This window comes from Phenylobacterium sp. (assembly GCF_035539035.1).
Lineage (GTDB): Bacteria > Pseudomonadota > Alphaproteobacteria > Caulobacterales > Caulobacteraceae > Phenylobacterium.
Genome location: NZ_DATLJI010000016.1, coordinates 608,637 through 624,774, shown reverse-complemented (window position 1 = coordinate 624,774; position 16,138 = coordinate 608,637). Strand labels below are relative to the sequence as shown.

Annotated in this window: 19 protein-coding genes and 1 tRNA gene; 16 read left to right on the top strand and 4 right to left on the bottom strand. The window is 69.9% G+C overall.

Annotated elements, in window-relative coordinates; translation table 11 throughout:
* The first annotated feature begins 73 nt into the window (after positions 1 to 73).
* Positions 74 to 271, top strand: a complete 198-nt coding sequence (locus VM685_RS17005) for a hypothetical protein (protein ID WP_325461366.1) — start codon at positions 74 to 76, stop codon at positions 269 to 271.
* 18 nt (positions 272 to 289) lie between these two features.
* Positions 290 to 778: a metallophosphoesterase family protein gene (locus tag VM685_RS17000; protein ID WP_325461365.1), complete on the top strand. Its 489-nt coding sequence runs from the start codon at positions 290 to 292 to the stop codon at positions 776 to 778.
* On the opposite strand, the gene VM685_RS16995 is transcribed toward VM685_RS17000, so the two are convergent.
* Positions 775 to 2,163 (bottom strand): sensor histidine kinase, encoded by a 1,389-nt coding sequence (locus VM685_RS16995; protein WP_325461364.1) that lies wholly within the window; start codon positions 2,161 to 2,163, stop codon positions 775 to 777. The genes VM685_RS17000 and VM685_RS16995 overlap by 4 nt on opposite strands.
* Before the next feature lie 410 nt (positions 2,164 to 2,573).
* On the opposite strand from VM685_RS16995, the gene VM685_RS16990 reads away from it, so the two are divergent.
* The 4 genes from VM685_RS16990 (at position 2,574) to VM685_RS16975 (ending at position 3,853) form a co-directional block, all read left to right on the top strand.
* A complete protein-coding gene (locus VM685_RS16990; RefSeq protein ID WP_325461363.1) occupies positions 2,574 to 3,029 on the top strand; it encodes a PA2169 family four-helix-bundle protein in 456 nt (151 codons plus the stop codon).
* 94 nt (positions 3,030 to 3,123) lie between these two features.
* The gene (locus tag VM685_RS16985; protein WP_325461362.1) at positions 3,124 to 3,387 is read left to right on the top strand and encodes a hypothetical protein; all 264 of its coding nucleotides are present in this window, start codon (positions 3,124 to 3,126) and stop codon (positions 3,385 to 3,387) included.
* A gap of 5 nt (positions 3,388 to 3,392) precedes the next feature.
* Entirely contained in the window at positions 3,393 to 3,536 is a 144-nt protein-coding gene (locus VM685_RS16980) for a hypothetical protein (RefSeq protein WP_325461361.1), read from the top strand.
* Positions 3,537 to 3,616: 80 nt separating this feature from the next.
* On the top strand, positions 3,617 to 3,853 hold the full coding sequence (locus VM685_RS16975; RefSeq protein ID WP_325461360.1) for a ComEA family DNA-binding protein: 237 nt from the start codon (positions 3,617 to 3,619) through the stop codon (positions 3,851 to 3,853).
* 7 nt (positions 3,854 to 3,860) lie between these two features.
* Here VM685_RS16975 and VM685_RS16970 read toward each other — a convergent pair whose 3' ends face one another.
* Positions 3,861 to 4,298 (bottom strand): hypothetical protein, encoded by a 438-nt coding sequence (locus VM685_RS16970; RefSeq protein WP_325461359.1) that lies wholly within the window; start codon positions 4,296 to 4,298, stop codon positions 3,861 to 3,863.
* Positions 4,299 to 4,501: 203 nt separating this feature from the next.
* Between VM685_RS16970 and VM685_RS16965 the strand changes: the two genes are divergently transcribed.
* A complete protein-coding gene (locus VM685_RS16965) occupies positions 4,502 to 4,699 on the top strand; it encodes a hypothetical protein (RefSeq protein ID WP_325461358.1) in 198 nt (65 codons plus the stop codon).
* Here VM685_RS16965 and VM685_RS16960 read toward each other — a convergent pair.
* Positions 4,696 to 5,265: a DUF2239 family protein gene (locus VM685_RS16960; RefSeq protein ID WP_325461357.1), complete on the bottom strand. Its 570-nt coding sequence runs from the start codon at positions 5,263 to 5,265 to the stop codon at positions 4,696 to 4,698. The genes VM685_RS16965 and VM685_RS16960 overlap by 4 nt on opposite strands.
* 207 nt (positions 5,266 to 5,472) lie before the next feature.
* On the opposite strand from VM685_RS16960, the gene VM685_RS16955 reads away from it, so the two are divergent.
* Both VM685_RS16955 and VM685_RS16950 read left to right on the top strand, forming a co-directional pair.
* Complete coding sequence (locus VM685_RS16955) at positions 5,473 to 7,167, top strand: tyrosine-type recombinase/integrase (protein WP_325461356.1); 1,695 nt, start codon at positions 5,473 to 5,475, stop codon at positions 7,165 to 7,167.
* An 820-nt stretch (positions 7,168 to 7,987) separates the two neighbouring features.
* Positions 7,988 to 9,268 (top strand): OmpP1/FadL family transporter, encoded by a 1,281-nt coding sequence (locus VM685_RS16950; RefSeq protein ID WP_325461355.1) that lies wholly within the window; start codon positions 7,988 to 7,990, stop codon positions 9,266 to 9,268.
* A gap of 266 nt (positions 9,269 to 9,534) precedes the next feature.
* Here VM685_RS16950 and VM685_RS16945 read toward each other — a convergent pair.
* Positions 9,535 to 9,609 (bottom strand) — tRNA-Thr (locus VM685_RS16945).
* A 103-nt stretch (positions 9,610 to 9,712) separates the two neighbouring features.
* Between VM685_RS16945 and VM685_RS16940 the strand changes: the two genes are divergently transcribed.
* The 7 genes from VM685_RS16940 to VM685_RS16910 all read left to right on the top strand — a co-directional run bounded on the left by VM685_RS16940 (position 9,713) and on the right by VM685_RS16910 (position 16,133).
* Complete coding sequence (locus tag VM685_RS16940) at positions 9,713 to 9,862, top strand: hypothetical protein (protein ID WP_325461354.1); 150 nt, start codon at positions 9,713 to 9,715, stop codon at positions 9,860 to 9,862.
* A 98-nt stretch (positions 9,863 to 9,960) separates the two neighbouring features.
* Positions 9,961 to 11,250 (top strand): UDP-N-acetylglucosamine 1-carboxyvinyltransferase, encoded by a 1,290-nt coding sequence (murA, locus tag VM685_RS16935; RefSeq protein WP_325461353.1) that lies wholly within the window; start codon positions 9,961 to 9,963, stop codon positions 11,248 to 11,250.
* A gap of 2 nt (positions 11,251 to 11,252) precedes the next feature.
* A complete protein-coding gene (locus tag VM685_RS16930; protein ID WP_325461352.1) occupies positions 11,253 to 11,678 on the top strand; it encodes a DUF2948 family protein in 426 nt (141 codons plus the stop codon).
* 44 nt (positions 11,679 to 11,722) lie between these two features.
* On the top strand, positions 11,723 to 13,006 hold the full coding sequence (gene hisD, locus VM685_RS16925) for a histidinol dehydrogenase (protein WP_325461351.1): 1,284 nt from the start codon (positions 11,723 to 11,725) through the stop codon (positions 13,004 to 13,006).
* Between the two features lie 69 nt (positions 13,007 to 13,075).
* On the top strand, positions 13,076 to 14,080 hold the full coding sequence (locus tag VM685_RS16920; protein ID WP_325461350.1) for a fatty acid desaturase: 1,005 nt from the start codon (positions 13,076 to 13,078) through the stop codon (positions 14,078 to 14,080).
* Positions 14,081 to 14,152: 72 nt separating this feature from the next.
* Entirely contained in the window at positions 14,153 to 15,430 is a 1,278-nt protein-coding gene (locus VM685_RS16915; protein WP_325461349.1) for a mechanosensitive ion channel family protein, read from the top strand.
* 109 nt (positions 15,431 to 15,539) lie between these two features.
* The gene (locus tag VM685_RS16910; protein ID WP_325461348.1) at positions 15,540 to 16,133 is read left to right on the top strand and encodes an SH3 domain-containing protein; all 594 of its coding nucleotides are present in this window, start codon (positions 15,540 to 15,542) and stop codon (positions 16,131 to 16,133) included.
* Positions 16,134 to 16,138: the final 5 nt, after the last annotated feature.

Sequence of the window (16,138 nt, the reverse complement as noted above, 5' to 3'; positions counted from 1 at the left end):
GCTCAACCTCAAATCGAGCGCCTGCAATCGCGAATGAGTTGCGAAACTTAGGGGGCAAAGTAAACTTTCCGGGATGGACGCGCTGGAACAGCACCTGTTCGCCCTGGAGTTGATCGTCACCTCGCGCCTGGCGATGGATACTCCCGAGACGCGGCGGCAGCTGGCGTCGGCGATCGCCGACGCTCCGGCCGACTGTGGTCCGATCGAGGCGGCGATCCGCCGCCGGGCCCTGGCGATCGTGCGCAGCGCGGACGGTCCGGACGTGGTCTGAGGGCCGGAGGAGGCCGAGGTGGCCACCTACTTCACCAGCGACGCCCACTTCGGGGACCACCGGGTCCTGAACCTCTATCCCCGGCCGTTCCCGACGGTGGCGGAAATGGACGCGGAGCTGATCCGGCGTTGGAACACGGTGGTCACCGCCGACGACGAAGTCTGGCACCTGGGCGACTTCGCGCGAACCGCCCGTCGGGCGAACGAGGTGCTGGCGCAGCTGAGCGGCCGCAAGCACCTGGTCACCGGCAACAACGATCCCGACGACGTGGGCGGCGGTTGGGCGCGCGTGGCGCCCTACGCCGAGATCGAGCGGGAGGGCCGTTTCCTCGTGCTCTGCCACTATCCGTTCCGTAGCTGGAACCGGCAGCACAAGGGCGCCCTGAACCTCCACGGACACAGCCACGGGCGAATGAAGGAGCTCGCGCGGCAGTTCGACGTGGGGGTGGACGTGTGGGATTACCGCCCGGTGTCGCTCGCCACGCTGCTGGCAAGCCGCAAGGGCTAGAGGAGCCGTCCCTGGCCGCCGGAGGACGGCAGCACGGGACCGGGGTCCGGCAGCCGGACATGGAAGGCCGCGCCGGTGGACCGTTCGATCTCCAAGGTCCCGCCGATCTGCTGCACGAGGGAGCGAACCAGCCGCATGCCCAGGCCGTCGCCGGAAAGGTCGCCTGGAAGGCCCTGGCCGGTGTCGCTCACCGAAAGCACCAGACCGGAGGCGATCCGCTCCAGGCGCACGGCGATTTCGCCCGAGCCACGCTCGGGGTAGGCGTGCTTGGCGGCGTTGGTGACGAGCTCGTTGACCACCACCCCCAGGGCCACGGCCCGGTCGAGGGACATGACCACCGGCTCGGCCTGAACCGTGATCCGCACCCGCTCGTCGTCGAGCAGGGATTCCGACAGGCGGCGGCAGAGATCGGTCAGATAGGCGCCGAAGTCGACATCGTCCTTGCGGCTCGAGCGGTAGAGGCGGGCGTGGACGTCGGCGATCGCCTGGATCCGGTCCACCGCCTTCTGCAACTGGGCGCGGACGTCCGGGGCGCTGCCGCGCGCCTGCAGGCCGAGCATCGAGGAGATCAGGGCGAGGTTGTTCTTCACTCGGTGGTTGAGTTCGTCGAACAGCTCCGACTGCCGCGCGTCGGCGGTCTTGCGGTCGGTGATCTCCATCACGAACTGGGCGAGCTGGTCGGGGGCCACGCGGCTCAGGTGGATCTCGAACCAGCGACGGCTGCCCGGTGCATGGTACTCGAAGGTGAGCGGGTCCCCCTTCAGCGCCCGGTCGCAGGCGCCGAGCCACGCCGCCGGCGCGTTGCGGACCACTTCACTGCCGCGCCGACCGATCACCGAGGCGTCCGTGCCGAGCATGCGCAGGATGGCCGGGTTCGCCTCGGCGATCACATAGTCGACCAGGGTCCCTTCGGCGTCGCGCACCGCGTGGACCAGAGCGAAGCCCTCGGAGATGGCGTCGAACAGCGTGCGGTAGCGGAGCTCGCGCTCGGCGAGCCGTTCGTGGCTGGCGCGCTGGCGGTGGAGCAGGGCGCGCAGGTGCGCGCCGCCGTAGGCCATGAAGCCCCCCGAGAAGGCGAAGAGGAGCAGGTTCACCACCTCGGTCGCTGTGAGCGCGCTGTCGCCTGCGCCGGGCAGGAAGACACGCCAACCCAGCAAGCCGCTGGTCACGAGGGCGGTGGTCGCCGCCGGCCATCCGCCGGCGAGTCCGGCGGCCAGGATCACCGGGTAGTAGAGATTGAACGGCAGCAGGTCGGGGACGCGCTGGCCGAGCCAGAGGCGGCACAGGGTGGCGGCGGCGACGAGCCCGAGGGCGAAGAGCTGCGCCAGTCCCGCCTGCACGAGCTGACCACGCCCCTCCGACCGCACGGGTGTCGCGTCCTCCATGGAGCCCCACGCTATTCACAATGCTCGCCCGACAGGCATGGCGCCGATTTCCGCGTTTGGCGACCCACGAATTCTGGGGAATGACAGTTATCAAGCGAAGGAAAGCGTCGGGAGAGTTCGATGAGGGGCGACGTCTGCTCGCAAGTACGGCGGAGGTCGGCGCCCTTTGCTACCGCAGATAGCGCAACGTCCGGCGGCTTTGCCTGTCGTGATCTGCGGAAGCACGCCGGGACGCGCCGCAAGACGGGATGGAGTCCTGCCACGCTGGGTGGCGGTGAGCCTGGGCGGCGCGCCGATCCCGCGTTCCGAGCCGAGGCCGCCAGAGCCGGACACTTTCGCGTCGAAGGGGAACGGCGCGGGTCCCGGCGGGTTGTGGCGGCGACAAGCCCGAACCTCAAAGGAGACCCGCGATGGACGCGACCCACGAACGCGCCGTGAAGGTGCTGAACAGCCTCATCGAGACCACCCTCGACAGCGCCAACGGCTACGAGGAAGCCGCCGAGAACATCCCCGACGGTCAGCTGAAGACGTTGTTCGCGGAGCGCTCGCGCCGCCGAATGGACCTGTCGCGCCAGCTGCAGGAGGAGGTCCGCACCTTCGGCGGCACGCCGGAGCACGACCAGTCGATGCTGGGCAAGGCGCACAACAAGTTCGTCGACATCAAGAACGCCGTCATGGGCGGCGCGAGCGAAAAGGCGGTCATCGACGAGGTCGAGCGCGGTGAGGACTTCATCAAGGGCAAGTTCGAGCAGGCGATGCGCGACGACGACCTGCCGGCGAATGCGCGGAGCGTGGTGAGCCAGGCCTATGAGTCCATCCGCGCCGACCACGACCAGATCAGCGCCCTGAAGCACTCCATGCACTAGGCCCATCGGGTGGGGCGGCGGATGGCCCGCCGCCCCTTGCGCTGCGCGCCAACCCCGGCCTTTTAAGGTCCGACCAACGGCCGGAGGCGCGAGCATGGACGAAGCGGGACGGATTCTGGCCCTGGAGGCCCAGCTCGCAGACACCCAGCGCAGCCTGACGGCGCACGACTTCCTGCTGCGGGCCCTGCTCACGCATCTGGCCCTGTCTGACGCCGACGCTTTCCAGGGCCTGGTCGGCGGGTTCGCCCGGTCAGGCTTCTATGGCGAGCGCGCGGCCGGCGGTCTCACGGGGGAGGTGGGCCACGAACTCACGGACATCCTGGAAGAGGTGGCGGCGCGGGTGGCCGCCCGGAGGTAGGGCCGATGCGACCACTGATCGTGCTGATCGTCACCCTGGCGGCGCTGGCGCTCACCGCGATCGTCTGGGTGGTCAGCGACGGACGGGCGTTCGTGTTCATCCTGCCGCTGCTCTTCGGCCTCCCGTTCCTTTGGCGGCGGCGCGGCTGATCAAATCTGACTGTTACGTAGAAATCCCAGGAACGGGGGCAGTCGCCTGGCGTTGGCCGAGAAAGGCAGGGATTCCCGTCATGATCGACCTGAACACCGCGACCGCGGAAGAGCTCGCGACGTTGCCGAGCGTCAGCCTCTCGGCGGCCTACGACCTGATCCTGTTCCGGCCCTATCTGAGCTGGGAGGAGGTCGAGTACGCCCCCGGCTTCGGCCCGGAACGCGTGGAGGAGATCCGCGCCGCCCAGGCCACGCTGGGGCCGCCGCCCTCGCGGCCGTGCCTGGTCGAGCGCGACCGTCACGATCTGCAGGCCTAGACGCCCCTCACCAGTTGCAGCGGTTGTCGATCCAGAGGGTCATGGAGCCTACCGCCTGGCCGGCGTCGTGCTGCGTCATGCACGCTACGAACGCGGTCTGAAAGCGGGAGAAGCCGGGCGCGCCGCCCGTGAGCATCAGGCGCGTCGTGGCGGTCTCGCCGGCCGCGAGCGCGCAGCTGCGGGCCGTGGCCACGAGCGCGGCGGGCACGGGCCCGGCGGCCCGGAACTCGCCGACCAGCTCGCCGCGGCTTTCGGCGACGGCATATCGCTGCCTGGGCTGGAGGAAGGTGAGCAAGCGCCGGCGCTGCGGGGTGAGGCACTGCTCGGTGGTGAGGCTACCCGACCACAGACTGTCGGCCGGGCCCGCGAAGCCCACATTGACCTTGGGCGTCGGCTGGTAGGTCGCCTCGGCCGCCTCCGCCGCCGTTGCGGCCGCAAGCGCCATGAGAGCTCCAGCGCCCAAGCCCCAGAAACGCATCGGAATTTCCCCTTCCCTGCGCGGAAGGCGCCAGAGCTTGGCCGTAGAGTCAACGGATTCTTAAGGCTCTAAGGTTAACCGCGAGCGTTTATGTTCGTCGTTTGTTCTTGACATTCGCGCGCGTTTTTGCGAGAGTTTTGTCAGCGTTGCCGGTTGCGCCGAGAGTCGAGATGCCCGCTGAGGCCGTGCGGCCATGCGGACTCTATGTGCTGCCGGCCACCCCAACCCAGTCGGACCTGGAGATCGGATACGCCACGCGCGGCGCCCAGCTCGTCGCCTGCGACGCCGCGCGCCGGCTTGCGGTGCAGACCCACGCGGCCGAGCACGCCCTGGAAGACAGTCGCCGGCCCGCCGAGCGGCGGCGCTAGGGGAGGCGGGCGGCGCGCTCGGTCGCGGCGAGTCGGGCCAGGTACGCGCCGACGTCGCGAGGCCAGGCGGAAATCAGGTCGTCGAAGCGGGGATCATCGCGGGCGTAAAGGGCGCGCGCCGCCTCTTCGAAGCCGGGCAAGTCGCCGGCGAGCGTCGCCATCACCTTGTAGAGCGCCTCCTGGGCGCGGCGGGCGCGGTCGGCTCCTTCGCCCGCCCGCCGGGCATCCTCCACGAGCCGCCGCAAGGCGGCAGACGCGCCGCCCGGCTGGCTCGAGAGCCAGTCCCAATGGCGCGGCAGCAGGGTGACTTCGCGTGCGACCACGCCCAACCTGGGACGGCCCCGGCCGGAGCGGACAGGCTCTGCCTCCGGAGCCGGAGCGCCCGCAAAGGCCGGCTCGGGGCTGAAGGGGTCGAGTTCGACCTGGCGCCCTGAGGCGTCCTCGAAGACCAGTATGTTCGCAGCGCCGCGGGCCTGCGCCTCGCGGGCAACCCGCGCGACGTCAGCGCCGGTCCCGGCGGCGAGCTGTCGGCCATCGGCAAAGGCCGTGTAGATCGGCGAAGACATGCGCCGTCTTCAGCCATGGCGGGGGGATCGTCAATATCACCCGGGTAGTATGCGAGCGCGCACGAAAGCAGCGGGCGCCGAAGCGCCCGCTGCCGGGTCTCTCTCGATGAGAAGAGAAGTGGTGCCGCCGGGCAGGATTGAACTGCCGACCTCAGCCTTACCACAGCGCCTGTATAGTTGCGGCCGAGTTCTATAAAGCGCGAAAAAATGCGCAATTACCGCAAGGTCACTAGACTTCCGTCATCTCTTTCGTACGCTGCGGTGCGACGCAATTTCCGGCCCGGTGCTTATCATATGCTTTCCGAAGATGCTGCAGCAATCGTGATATCTGGTCGGCGCGGCTCCCGGCGGCGCCTGACGAAGAAGCGGGTGGAGCGGGCCCCGGTTCCGGCAAAGCCCGGGTTCATCTGGGATGCCGAGCCGGTGGGTTTCGGCCTCAAGCTCACGCCTAACGGAGCCCGGATCTACGTGCTCCAGTACCGGTTCGAGGGGCGCAGCCGGCGATACGTCATCGGCAACCACGGCTCACCGTGGACCGTGGAGACGGCACGCCAGGAGGCGCTCCGTCTTCTTGGGCGGATCCAGGCGGGGCACGACCCCCAGAAGGAGAAGACCGGCGCCCGCCGCGACATGAGCGTGTCCGAGCTCTGCGACCTCTACCTCTCAGAGGGCCTGCGGGCCGCCAAGCCGCTCTCGGTCCAGTCGGCCGAGACCGACATCCGCAACCACATCAAGCCGATCCTCGGCGCACGGCTGGCCGCTTCGATCACGTCCGAGGACGTCGAGCGCATGATGTTTGCGATCGCCGAGGGCCGGACCAAGCTGCGACGGCGCACAGGCCGCCGGCGCGGGCTTTCCCGCGTCCGCGGCGGGAAGGGCGCTGCGAACTCTGCCGTGGCCGTGCTCTCGGCCGCCCTGACGTTCGGGATTCGTCGGGGGGTGCGGCCGGACAACCCGGCGCTCGGAATCCGCAAGTTCCCAGAGAAGAAGATGGACCGGTTCCTGTCGCCTGCCGAGCTGGCGCGGCTCGGCGAGGTGCTGGCCGCGGCCGAAGCCCTCGGGGTGGAGAGCCCCTACGCCATCGCAGCCTTGCGGCTGCTGATCCTGACGGGTTGTCGAAAGAACGAGATCGTCAAGGCGGAGCGGACCTGGGTCGACATGACCCACAGGTGTCTTCGGCTTCCCGACAGCAAGACCGGCGCGAAGGTGGTCCATCTGGGAGAGGCGGCCATGGAGGTGATCAGGAGCGTGCCTCCGCTCGAGGGCAACCCGTACCTGCTGCCGGGGCGCGGCGCGGCTGTGCCGATCGCAGATCTCCAGTCGAGCTGGGAACGGATCAGGGCGGCGGCGGGCCTGAAGGACGTCCGGATCCACGACCTGCGGCACGCATTCGCCAGCTTCGGTGCGGCCACAGGGGAGAGCCTCCTGGTTATCGGGGCGCTGCTCGGCCACAGGGTCGCCACGACCACCGAGCGATACACCCACCTGGCCGACACTCCGCTCAGGGGGGCGGCCGACCGCATCTCCGGCGAGGTGGCCCGTCTAATGGGGCTATCGCTCCCGGCCGAGCGCGCAACGCTGCTGCGCTGCGCAACCCCTGCGGAGCCACCGCCGGGCGCACAGGGCGTGCTCGGCGAGGTGATCCAGACGCGCTGGCTCGACACGCCCGCGGCGGCGGCCCTCCTGGGGAATACGATCGGCACTCTCCAGACCTGGCGATGGATGGGCGTCGGTCCTCCCTTCCGCCGGATCGGCCGGCGGATCGTATATGCTCTGGGAGACCTGGACGCTTGGCGCCGTGAGCACGGCCAGGCCTCGTCCACCCTGGGGGCAAGCACGGCGAATGTCGTCCGCCTGACCGATCACCCGGCACGGCGCAATCGCCCATCAGCCGCGAGTTGAAGCGACCGGCGGAGCTGCAGATAGTGCGAAAGGTGCGACATCGACGGATGGCAAGATAGAAGGGCGCGGGACCTGAAGGTCCTTGGCGCCTGTGGGTGTTGGGGAATTTCCGGGACCCGGCGGGGCGCCAGGGTCCCGCGTCGGACGAAAACACCAGCAACATCAACCGAGATCGCGGGACCATCCCTTGAAACACCGCTTCGTTCACGAAGGGGAAGGGGCTTTCGCGACACGCCGAGCCAAGGCCGGCCGGCGGGAGCGGGTCAAGGCTGCGCAGCGGCAGCTGCGCACCGCGCAGCGGCGGCGAAGCCGGCCTTTACGCGCTCGAAGAGCCGGCCGGCACGCTCGCGCGGCGAGCGAAAACCGCGGCGATCGGGGAGGGGGCGCCTGACCCGCAGGGGCTCATAGACCGGCGCAGCCGCGGCTCCTGGCCGACGCCCCGGTTTGCAGATGGATCTCTCGCCTGACGCCTGGGGTGTCTGCTCCTGGACCACGGGGCAGCTCATCGCGTCGACTTGGCGGGGTTGCTGGCGGATCAGGACGAACTAGGCGTCACCGTCTTTCGCCACCTCGTCGACCTCGTCCTGCGTCGCGCCGCGCGGCTGTTTCGGCTGACGCATCAGAAGGTAGACGACGGCTGTCATCACAAGGATGCCGGCCGCTACAGCTAAGAACGCCAAAACTGACTCCCCCCGGTTCGACACCCCTGCTAGCCGCAGGTGAGTTACAAATGCGTTGCCTACGGATGGTCTTCGGGCGCGCCGTAACCCTTCGTTGCGATTCCTGTGCGACTCGGGGGCTCTGATGAGAGGCTCCCGACTTGCGTAGTTTTGGCTTTACCGGTGCGGCCGCGGTGCTCGCCGTCGCCACGTCCGCCCAGGCGGGCGGTTTCCAGGTCCCCGAGCTTTCGATCCGCGCCCTGGGCATGTCCAACGCCGGCGCGGCCGCGCTGGCGGGCGCCGACGCCCTGGCTTCGAACCCCGCGGCGATCGCCCGCTCTGGCCGAGAAGGCGTGGCAGGCCTGGCCTTCCGCCAGACCTCCCTCGTCCTCGCGGACACCGGCTCGACGCTCACCCGTCCGGGGCAGGCGCCTGTCCCGGCCGGCGGCGCGACCCGCCTGGAGGACGCCGCGGAGGACTTCCACGCCCCCAACCTGGCGATCGCGGTTCCGGTGACCGACCGCGTCGCCGTGGGGCTGGCGGTCACCAAGCCGTTCCACCTGCGGCTGGAGTACCCGGTCCCGTCCTTCGTCCGCTACGACCTGCACCGCAACCGCATCGAGATGAGCGAGGTGCGGGCGGCGATCGCCGTCCGGGCCACCGACTGGCTGGACCTCGGCGTCTCGCTCGACGCCCAGGAGACGCGCGCGGCCCTTGACGCCGCCTCGCCGAACCTCGCGCCGGCCTCCCCCGACGCGCTCCAGCAGCTCACCGCCAAGGGCTGGGATCTCGGATGGGGCGCCGGCGCCCAGGCGCGTTTCGAAGGCCTCACCCTGGCGCTCGGCTGGCGCAGCGCGATCGAGCGTGACCTCGACGGGCGGCTCTCCATGGCCGGCCTCGCCGGGCCGCTCGCCGCCGCCAACTTCGATGCGCCCGCGCAGGTGGGCTTCTCGACGCCGTGGACGCTCAGCGTCGCCGGCCGCTGGCAGGCGACACCGGACCTCGCGCTCCATGCCCAGGTCCAGCGCAACGGCTGGAGCCGGTATGACAGGATCGAACTGGCCTTCGCCGGCCAGACCGCCGCCATCGTCCAGGCCTACGATGACACCACCAGCGCCGCCCTGGGCGCCGAGTGGCGCGTCCGGGACACGGTCACGCTGCGCGGCGGCGTGGGCTTCGACCCTACGCCCACCCCCGACCTGATGCGGGAGCCGGGCGTCCCGGACGCCGACCGCACCACCTATGCGGTCGGCGCGACCTTCGCGCTCTCGCCCGCAGTGAACCTCGACCTCGCCGGCGCCTACGCGGCCTTCGACGACGCACGGCTCAACCGCGACCTAGCGTTCTACGAGGGCACGCCGGCGGCCAGCTCGGCGACCATCCGCGGCGACATCGACCGGGGAGAGCTCACCCTGGGCCTGGCGGTCCGCACGCGGTTCTAAGTCCCAGATCGGGCCCTCAACGGCTCAGCAGGCGACAGCTGCCGGCCACCTTCGGCTGCCTGGCCGTCCGGGGTCGAGGGCAATCCCTCACGGCCGCCTGAACAGGCAATTTTTGAGTCGCTGAAGCGGGCCCAAACCCGAGCGTTCGCCCGTCCCCCAGGCGAGAAGCCGCGTCCTGGCGCTTACTATGTGCTTACCCGCGCATGCCGAACTGATGTTTTGGAGGGTTGGCGTTTCCCCAAGCCTTTGAAAGGCTTGGGGAAACATGGTGCCGCCGGGCAGGATTGAACTGCCGACCTCAGCCTTACCAAGGATGCGCTCTACCACTGAGCTACGGCGGCGAAAGGCGAGGCGCGGCATATAGCGGGACGACTCGGCCTCGTGAAGCCCCAATCGAAGGCGAAGGTGCTTGACGATGCGGACGGGTCGCCGCACCCGTGCGGCATGGCCGCCGAAGACGACCGCAGGACGCCGCCGCCAGAAAGCCGCGAGGCCAAGCTCGCCCAGGCGCTTCGCGCCAACCTTCGGCGGCGCAAGGCCGGCGGCCGGACGCCATCCGTCAAACCTGCACCGGAAGAGGACGCGAAGTCCTGAGCGGCGCTCTTTGCGCGGCCGCGGGCGCACGCTAGATAGCCGGCGGAGAGCTGACTCCGCGACTTCCCGCACAGCGTCGCCGTTTCGAAGGATTGGGATTGGACCGCATCGCCATCACCGGCGGCGCGCGCCTGAAGGGAGAGATCCCGATCAGCGGCGCCAAGAACTCCGCCATCAAGCTGATGGCCGCCAGCCTTTTGACCGACGAGCCGCTGCGGCTCACCAACATGCCGCGGCTGGCCGACACGCGCTTCCTGGGGCGCTTGCTGCAGCGCCTGGGAACCGACGTCGTCGAATCGGACGGCGAGAACGGCTCGGAGACGCTGCTGACAACCAAGGAGATCGTTTCTGGCTTCGCGCCCTACGACCTCGTCCGGCAGATGCGAGCCTCCTTCAACGTGCTGGGCCCGCTGCTGGCGCGAAGCGGCCAGGCCAAGGTCTCGCTGCCGGGCGGCTGCACCATCGGCGCCCGGCCCGTGGACCTGCACCTGAAGGCGCTGGAGGCGCTCGGGGCGCGGATCGACCTGCACGAAGGCTATGTCTACGCCCAGGCGCCACGAGGTCTGCGTGGCGGCGAGATCGACTTCCCCTTCGTGTCGGTCGGGGCCACGGAGCACGCCCTGCTGGCCGCCGTGCTCGCCGAGGGCGAGACGGTAATGACCAACGCCGCCCAGGAGCCGGAGATCACCGACCTGGCGGAATGCCTGAACAAGATGGGGGCGAAGGTTTCCGGGGCGGGTACGTCGACGATCCGCATCCAGGGCGCGACGAGCCTGGCGGGCGCGACCCATGCGGTGCTTCCCGACCGGATCGAGACCGGCACCTATGCCCTCGCGGCGGCCATGGCCGGCGGGGAGGTGCGACTGACCAGGACCCGCAGCGATTTCTTGACCGCGCTTATCGACAAGATGGTCGAGGCCGGCGTGGAGGTGACGCCGCACAACGACGGCCTGACGATCAAGCGCAACGGGGGACGCCTCCGCGCCGTTGAGATCGAGACCGACCCCTATCCCGGGTTCGCGACCGACCTGCAGGCCCAGTTCATGGCTCTGATGACCCTGGCGGAAGGCGAAAGCGTCATCCGCGAGACGATCTTCGAGAACCGCTTCATGCATGCGCCCGAGCTGCGCCGGCTGGGCGCCGACATAACGGTGCAAGGCGGCGAGGCGCGGGTGCGAGGCGTCGAGGCGCTGGAAGGCGCCCAGGTCATGGCGACCGACCTCCGCGCCTCGGTGAGCCTGGTGATCGCCGGGCTGGCGGCGCGCGGCGAGACCGTGGTGAACCGTGTCTACCACCTCGACCGCGGGTTCGAGCGACTCGAGGAGAAGCTCGGCGCGTGCGGGGCCGAGATCCGCCGGATCAAGGGTGACGGCGAGGCGGAGGAGTAGACATGGCCGATGCGCCGCCCCTTCGCCTCCTGGCCCAGGACGAGGCCGACCTCGCCGTCATCTCCGCCGCAATGCAGGACGCGGTCGCCAAGGTGGGCGACATCACGTTCGAGCCCAAGGCGCACCGGCTGACCATCGCCTTCAACCGCTACCGCTGGGAAGCGGGCGGCGGGGCCCGGGTGCGTTCGGCCCTGCAGCTCGGCGGCGTGTTGAAGTTCGAGACCCGCAAGATCCGCCGCGATGCGCCGGACGCCGTGCTGGAGCTCCTGGCCGTCACCTTCGAGCCCGGCGAGGCGCCTGGAGGCGTCGTGACCCTGAGCTGCGCGGGCGGTGGCGACCTGCGCGCCACGGTGGAGTGCGTCGAGGCCGTTCTGGCGGACGTCTCGCAGCCGTGGCCCACGCCCCGCAAACCCGAGCACGAACTCTAGTCTTGGCATGGCGCTCCGGGCCGGCGGTCGCTAAGTAGCCCGCGATGCGCCGCTTCCGCTTCTCCGATCCGGATTTCGAGGCCGCCTTCTGCGCATTCGTGGAGGAGCGCCGGGACACGCCTGAAGAGGTGGACGCCATCGTCCGCGACGTGCTGACGGCGGTCAGGACCGAGGGGCTCTCCGCCCTGCTGCGCTTTGCCCGCGAGTTCGACCGGGTAGAGCTGGACGAAGCCAGCCTGCGGGTCAGCGAGGCGGAGATCGAGGCCGGCGCCGAGGCCTGCCCGACGGAGGTCCGCGAGGCTATCGCTTTCGCCGCCAAGCGCATCCGGGCCTATCACGAGCGCCAGCGGCCGGCGGACCAGCGATTCACCGACGATGCCGGCGTCGAACTCGGCTGGCGCTGGACGCCGCTGGACGCGGTGGGAATCTATGTCCCGGGCGGGCGCGCCGCCTATCCCTCCACGGTCCTGATGAACGCCGTGCCGGCCGCGGTCGCGGGTGTCGGGCGCATCGCCATGGTGACGCCGCCGGGTCGCCTGCAGCCGGCGGTGCTGGCGGCGGCCAAGGCCGCGGGCGTGAGCGAGATCTGGCGCGTGGGCGGGGCCCAGGCGATCGCCGCGCTTGCCTACGGGGCGGGCCCGATCCGGCCGGTCGACAAGATCGTGGGGCCCGGCAACGCCTTCGTGACCGCCGCCAAGCGTCGCGTATACGGCGTTGTCGGCATCGACGCCCTGGCGGGTCCCTCCGAGATCGTTGTCGTGGCGGACGGGGCGAACAACCCCGACTGGATCGCCGCTGACCTGCTCTCCCAGGCCGAGCACGACCCGGCCGCCCAATCCATCCTGATCACAGATGACGAGGCCTTCGCCGCGCGCGTCGAGGCCGCCATCGAGGCGCAGCTCCCGTCGCTGGCGACAGGCGCGGACGCCGCCGCCTCGTGGCGGGACCACGGGGCCGTGGTGCTCGCGCCGCTGGATGAGTCTCCGCCGCTCGTGGACCTGATCGCGCCCGAGCACGTGGAGTTCGCGGTTGAAGCGCCGGAGCGCCTGTCCGACCGCGTGCGGCACGCCGGCGCCATGTTCCTGGGTCGCCACGCGCCCGAGGCGATCGGCGACTATGTGGCCGGTTCCAACCACGTGCTGCCGACCAGCCGCGCGGCGCGGTTCTCGTCAGGCCTCTCGCTCTACGACTTTCTCAAGCGGACTTCGTTCGTGAAATGCGACGAGGCGGCGTTCGCCGCGCTCGCGCCCGCCACGGTCGCCCTGGCGGAGGCCGAAGGCCTGCCGGCCCATGCGCGCTCAGCCGCCATCCGGATGGACGACCGGTGAACGGAACCGCCGTATTCCAACCTAGTTTCTCGGGCACGGCGTGAGCCGAAGCCCTAATCGGAAGTCTTGATGTCCCCCGACGCGAATACGGCCGGCGCCTGGTCCAAGAAGCTCGCCCCTTATCGTGAGCCGAGAACCGGCCGCAGCATTCTCGAGATCGTCGTTACGGCGGTTCCGCTCCTGGCGCTGTGGACAGCGGCCTGGTTTCTCTATGCGCGCGGGCTCTGGTGGGCGGCTCTGCTGCTCGCGGTCCCCTCGTCGCTGTTCCTGGTGCGGCTGTTCATGATCCAGCACGACTGCGGCCACCAGGCGTTCTTCGGCGACCGTAAGGCCAACGACTGGGTGGGACGCATCATCGGCGTCTTCACCCTCACACCCTACGACTATTGGCGGCAGACCCACGCCATCCACCACGCGACCTCCGGGAACCTGGACCGGCGGGGCCTGGGGGCGATCGAGATGCTGACGGTGGAGGAGTACCGCGCCCTGTCGCCCTTGCGCCGCCTCGGCTACCGCCTCTACCGGCATCCCGTGGTGATGTTCGGGCTGGGCCCGGCGTTCGTCTTCTTCCTCATGAACCGGGTGCCGATCGGCATGATGCGCCAGGGGTGGCGGCCCTGGGTGAGCGTGCTCGGCAACACCCTGGCTCTGGTCGTCGCAACCGGCGTCCTCATCTGGGTGTTCGGGCCCGCGCCCGTGCTGATCGTCAACGCCATGACGATGCTGCTCGCCGCCACCATCGGCGTGTGGCTGTTCTACATCCAGCACCAGTTCGAGGGCGCGAGCTGGTCGCGGAACGGCGTCTGGAAGCGGGACGAGGCCGCGCTCGCCGGCAGCTCGCACTATGACCTGCCGCCGGTGCTTCGTTGGTTCACGGCGAACATCGGGATCCATCACGTCCACCACCTGTCGAGCCGCATTCCCTACTACCGCCTCCCGAAGGTGCTTCAGGACTTCCCGGAGCTGAGGCCGATGAGCCGCGTGGGGCTGATGGAGAGCTTCCGGTGCGCCCGCCTGGCGCTCTGGGACGAGGCCAAGGGCCGGCTGGTCTCCTTCCGCGAAGTCAGGGCCTGACGCCGGGCGGGCGCCGGAACCGTGGCTACGGCGAAGGCGTTCGGCGCGGACGCCAGATCGTGAAGGCTCCGCATGTCCGCTGCTCCCGCCGCCGCACCCGCCGCGGCCTCCACCGAGGCTGTCCAGCCGTCGCTTGCCGAGCAGCTTTCCGCCTTTGGACGCGACGCCTGGGCCCATCTGACCCAGCTCGATCCGGGTGAGGCGGGCCTCAACTTCCTGGTGTCGGCCGCGATCCTTCTCGGCGCGCTCGGGCTGATCTGGCTGCTGCGCCGCCTGTTCGACCACTGGGTCCGGCGCTTCGCCGACAGCTGCAACGTGGAGGTGGCCGAGGCGGAGAAGAAGACCTCCCGGGCTGCGGGCCTGTCCTGGGCGCTGGCGCGCATCCTGATCCTCGGCGCGGCCCTGCTGCTGGTGATCAGTGTCTGGGGTATCGACCCGTGGGCCTGGATCTCCGGCGAAGCCGGCGCGCGGCTCGTGCGGCTGGCGCTCATCCTGGTGCTGGTCACCGCGCTGGTGGAGGTCGCGGGCTTCGTCACCCGCCGCTTCGTGGAGGGGTTCGCCTCGCGCAGCCGGGACGGCCGCCGCGCAGCGCAGATCCGTTCGCTCGGCCCGCTGCTGACCGGCTCGATTCAGGGCGTGCTGATCGTCGTCGGCCTGCTCACCTTCCTGTCGGAGCTCGGTCTGCAGGTCGGTCCGCTGCTGGCCAGCGCCGGCGTTGTGGGCTTGGCGGTGGGATTCGGGGCCCAGACCCTAGTGAAGGACTTCCTCACGGGCGTCTTCCTCATCGCCGAGGACGCGGTCTCTGTGGGCGACAATGTCCGCATCGGCGACGCCAGCGGCACTGTGGAGGCCATGACGCTGCGCACCATCCGGTTGCGCAACATGAACGGCACGCTGCACATCTTCCCGTACAGCGAGGCCCAGGTGATCCACAACCGGACCAAGCTCTTCTCCTCTTATCTGTTCGATCTGCAGATCAGCTACGACGCGGACATCGACCGCGCCCTGTCGGTCATGGGCGAGGTCGCCGAGGAGATGCGGGCGGACGCCGAGTTCGGTCCGATGATCACCAGGCCCTTCGACATCCTGGGTGTGGACAAGCTGGGTGACAGTGGCGTCGTGCTGAAAGCCCGCGTCACGACGACGCCCAAGGACCAGTGGAAGGTGGGCCGGGAATACAACCGTCGCATCAAGCTGGCGTTCGATCGCGAGGGGATCGAGATTCCGTTCCCGACGGTGCAACTGGTCGCGCCGAAGCCGCCGATGAAGCCGCAGGCCGGGGAGGGCGCGGTCGACCGGCCCGCCGGGACCCGGTCCTTCGCCCCGCCCGAATCCCCTCCACGAAGCTGAACAGTTCCTGTCAGGCCGGCCCAAAGGGCGTTCAGGCTGGGCCTTCTATGGTCGCACCGTATCGAGGCCGCTGGGCCTCGCGGAACAACGCGAACGGACGGAGACCAAGATGCGGACTTCGAAGATCAACCGGATGATCGGCGGCGGCGCGGCCGCGGCCGTGCTCGCCAGCGCCATGGCGCTGGGGGCCGGCGGCGCCCAGGCGGCCGGCATCAACGGCGTGACCAACTGCTCGGCCCCAGGCGGCAAGCAGGAGGTGGGCGCGGTGCTGGGCGCCGTCGTCGGCGGCCTGGTCGGCAACAAGGTGGGTGGCCGCCATCCCACGGGCGAGACGGTGCTGGGCGCCGCCGCCGGCGCGGCGGCCGGCTCCGCGATCGGCTGCCAGATGCAGAAGAGCACCGCCCGCCAGTATGGCCAGGGCGCGACCTACACCCGCGGGGGCTATCGTCTGTCGTCGTACGTTGCGCCGGCGAGCTACAGCCGGATCGGCGACACCTTCGTGGCCACCCGCTCGGTGAACCTCCGCGCGGCGCCCACCACAGGTTCGGAGCGCGTGGGCTCCCTGCGCTCGGGCGAGCGCTTCCAGGCCCTGGCGCACGTGCGGGGCTCCGACTGGATCCTGGTCGGCCAGGGCGGGGTCGGCGTGGGCTACGTCCACGAGGCCTACGTCCAGCCGGAGGGCTACCGCTACGCCCGCTACTAGCCGTC

Excerpts from the sequence above, each read along its gene's own strand:
- VM685_RS17005 (WP_325461366.1), top strand. The coding sequence starts at position 74 with ATGGACGCGCTGGAACAGCACCTGTTCGCCCTGGAGTTGATCGTCACC.
- VM685_RS16990 (WP_325461363.1), top strand. The coding sequence starts at position 2,574 with ATGGACGCGACCCACGAACGCGCCGTGAAGGTGCTGAACAGCCTCATC.
- VM685_RS16940 (WP_325461354.1), top strand. The coding sequence starts at position 9,713 with ATGGCCGCCGAAGACGACCGCAGGACGCCGCCGCCAGAAAGCCGCGAG.
- VM685_RS16970 (WP_325461359.1), bottom strand. The coding sequence starts at position 4,298 with ATGGCGCTTGCGGCCGCAACGGCGGCGGAGGCGGCCGAGGCGACCTAC.
- VM685_RS16980 (WP_325461361.1), top strand. The coding sequence starts at position 3,393 with ATGCGACCACTGATCGTGCTGATCGTCACCCTGGCGGCGCTGGCGCTC.
- VM685_RS16995 (WP_325461364.1), bottom strand. The coding sequence starts at position 2,163 with ATGGAGGACGCGACACCCGTGCGGTCGGAGGGGCGTGGTCAGCTCGTG.
- VM685_RS16930 (WP_325461352.1), top strand. The coding sequence starts at position 11,253 with ATGGCCGATGCGCCGCCCCTTCGCCTCCTGGCCCAGGACGAGGCCGAC.
- VM685_RS16965 (WP_325461358.1), top strand. The coding sequence starts at position 4,502 with ATGCCCGCTGAGGCCGTGCGGCCATGCGGACTCTATGTGCTGCCGGCC.
- hisD (WP_325461351.1), top strand. The coding sequence starts at position 11,723 with ATGCGCCGCTTCCGCTTCTCCGATCCGGATTTCGAGGCCGCCTTCTGC.
- VM685_RS16975 (WP_325461360.1), top strand. The coding sequence starts at position 3,617 with ATGATCGACCTGAACACCGCGACCGCGGAAGAGCTCGCGACGTTGCCG.
- VM685_RS16910 (WP_325461348.1), top strand. The coding sequence starts at position 15,540 with ATGCGGACTTCGAAGATCAACCGGATGATCGGCGGCGGCGCGGCCGCG.
- VM685_RS16955 (WP_325461356.1), top strand. The coding sequence starts at position 5,473 with ATGCGCAATTACCGCAAGGTCACTAGACTTCCGTCATCTCTTTCGTAC.
- VM685_RS16985 (WP_325461362.1), top strand. The coding sequence starts at position 3,124 with ATGGACGAAGCGGGACGGATTCTGGCCCTGGAGGCCCAGCTCGCAGAC.
- VM685_RS16915 (WP_325461349.1), top strand. The coding sequence starts at position 14,153 with ATGTCCGCTGCTCCCGCCGCCGCACCCGCCGCGGCCTCCACCGAGGCT.
- VM685_RS16960 (WP_325461357.1), bottom strand. The coding sequence starts at position 5,265 with ATGTCTTCGCCGATCTACACGGCCTTTGCCGATGGCCGACAGCTCGCC.
- VM685_RS16920 (WP_325461350.1), top strand. The coding sequence starts at position 13,076 with ATGTCCCCCGACGCGAATACGGCCGGCGCCTGGTCCAAGAAGCTCGCC.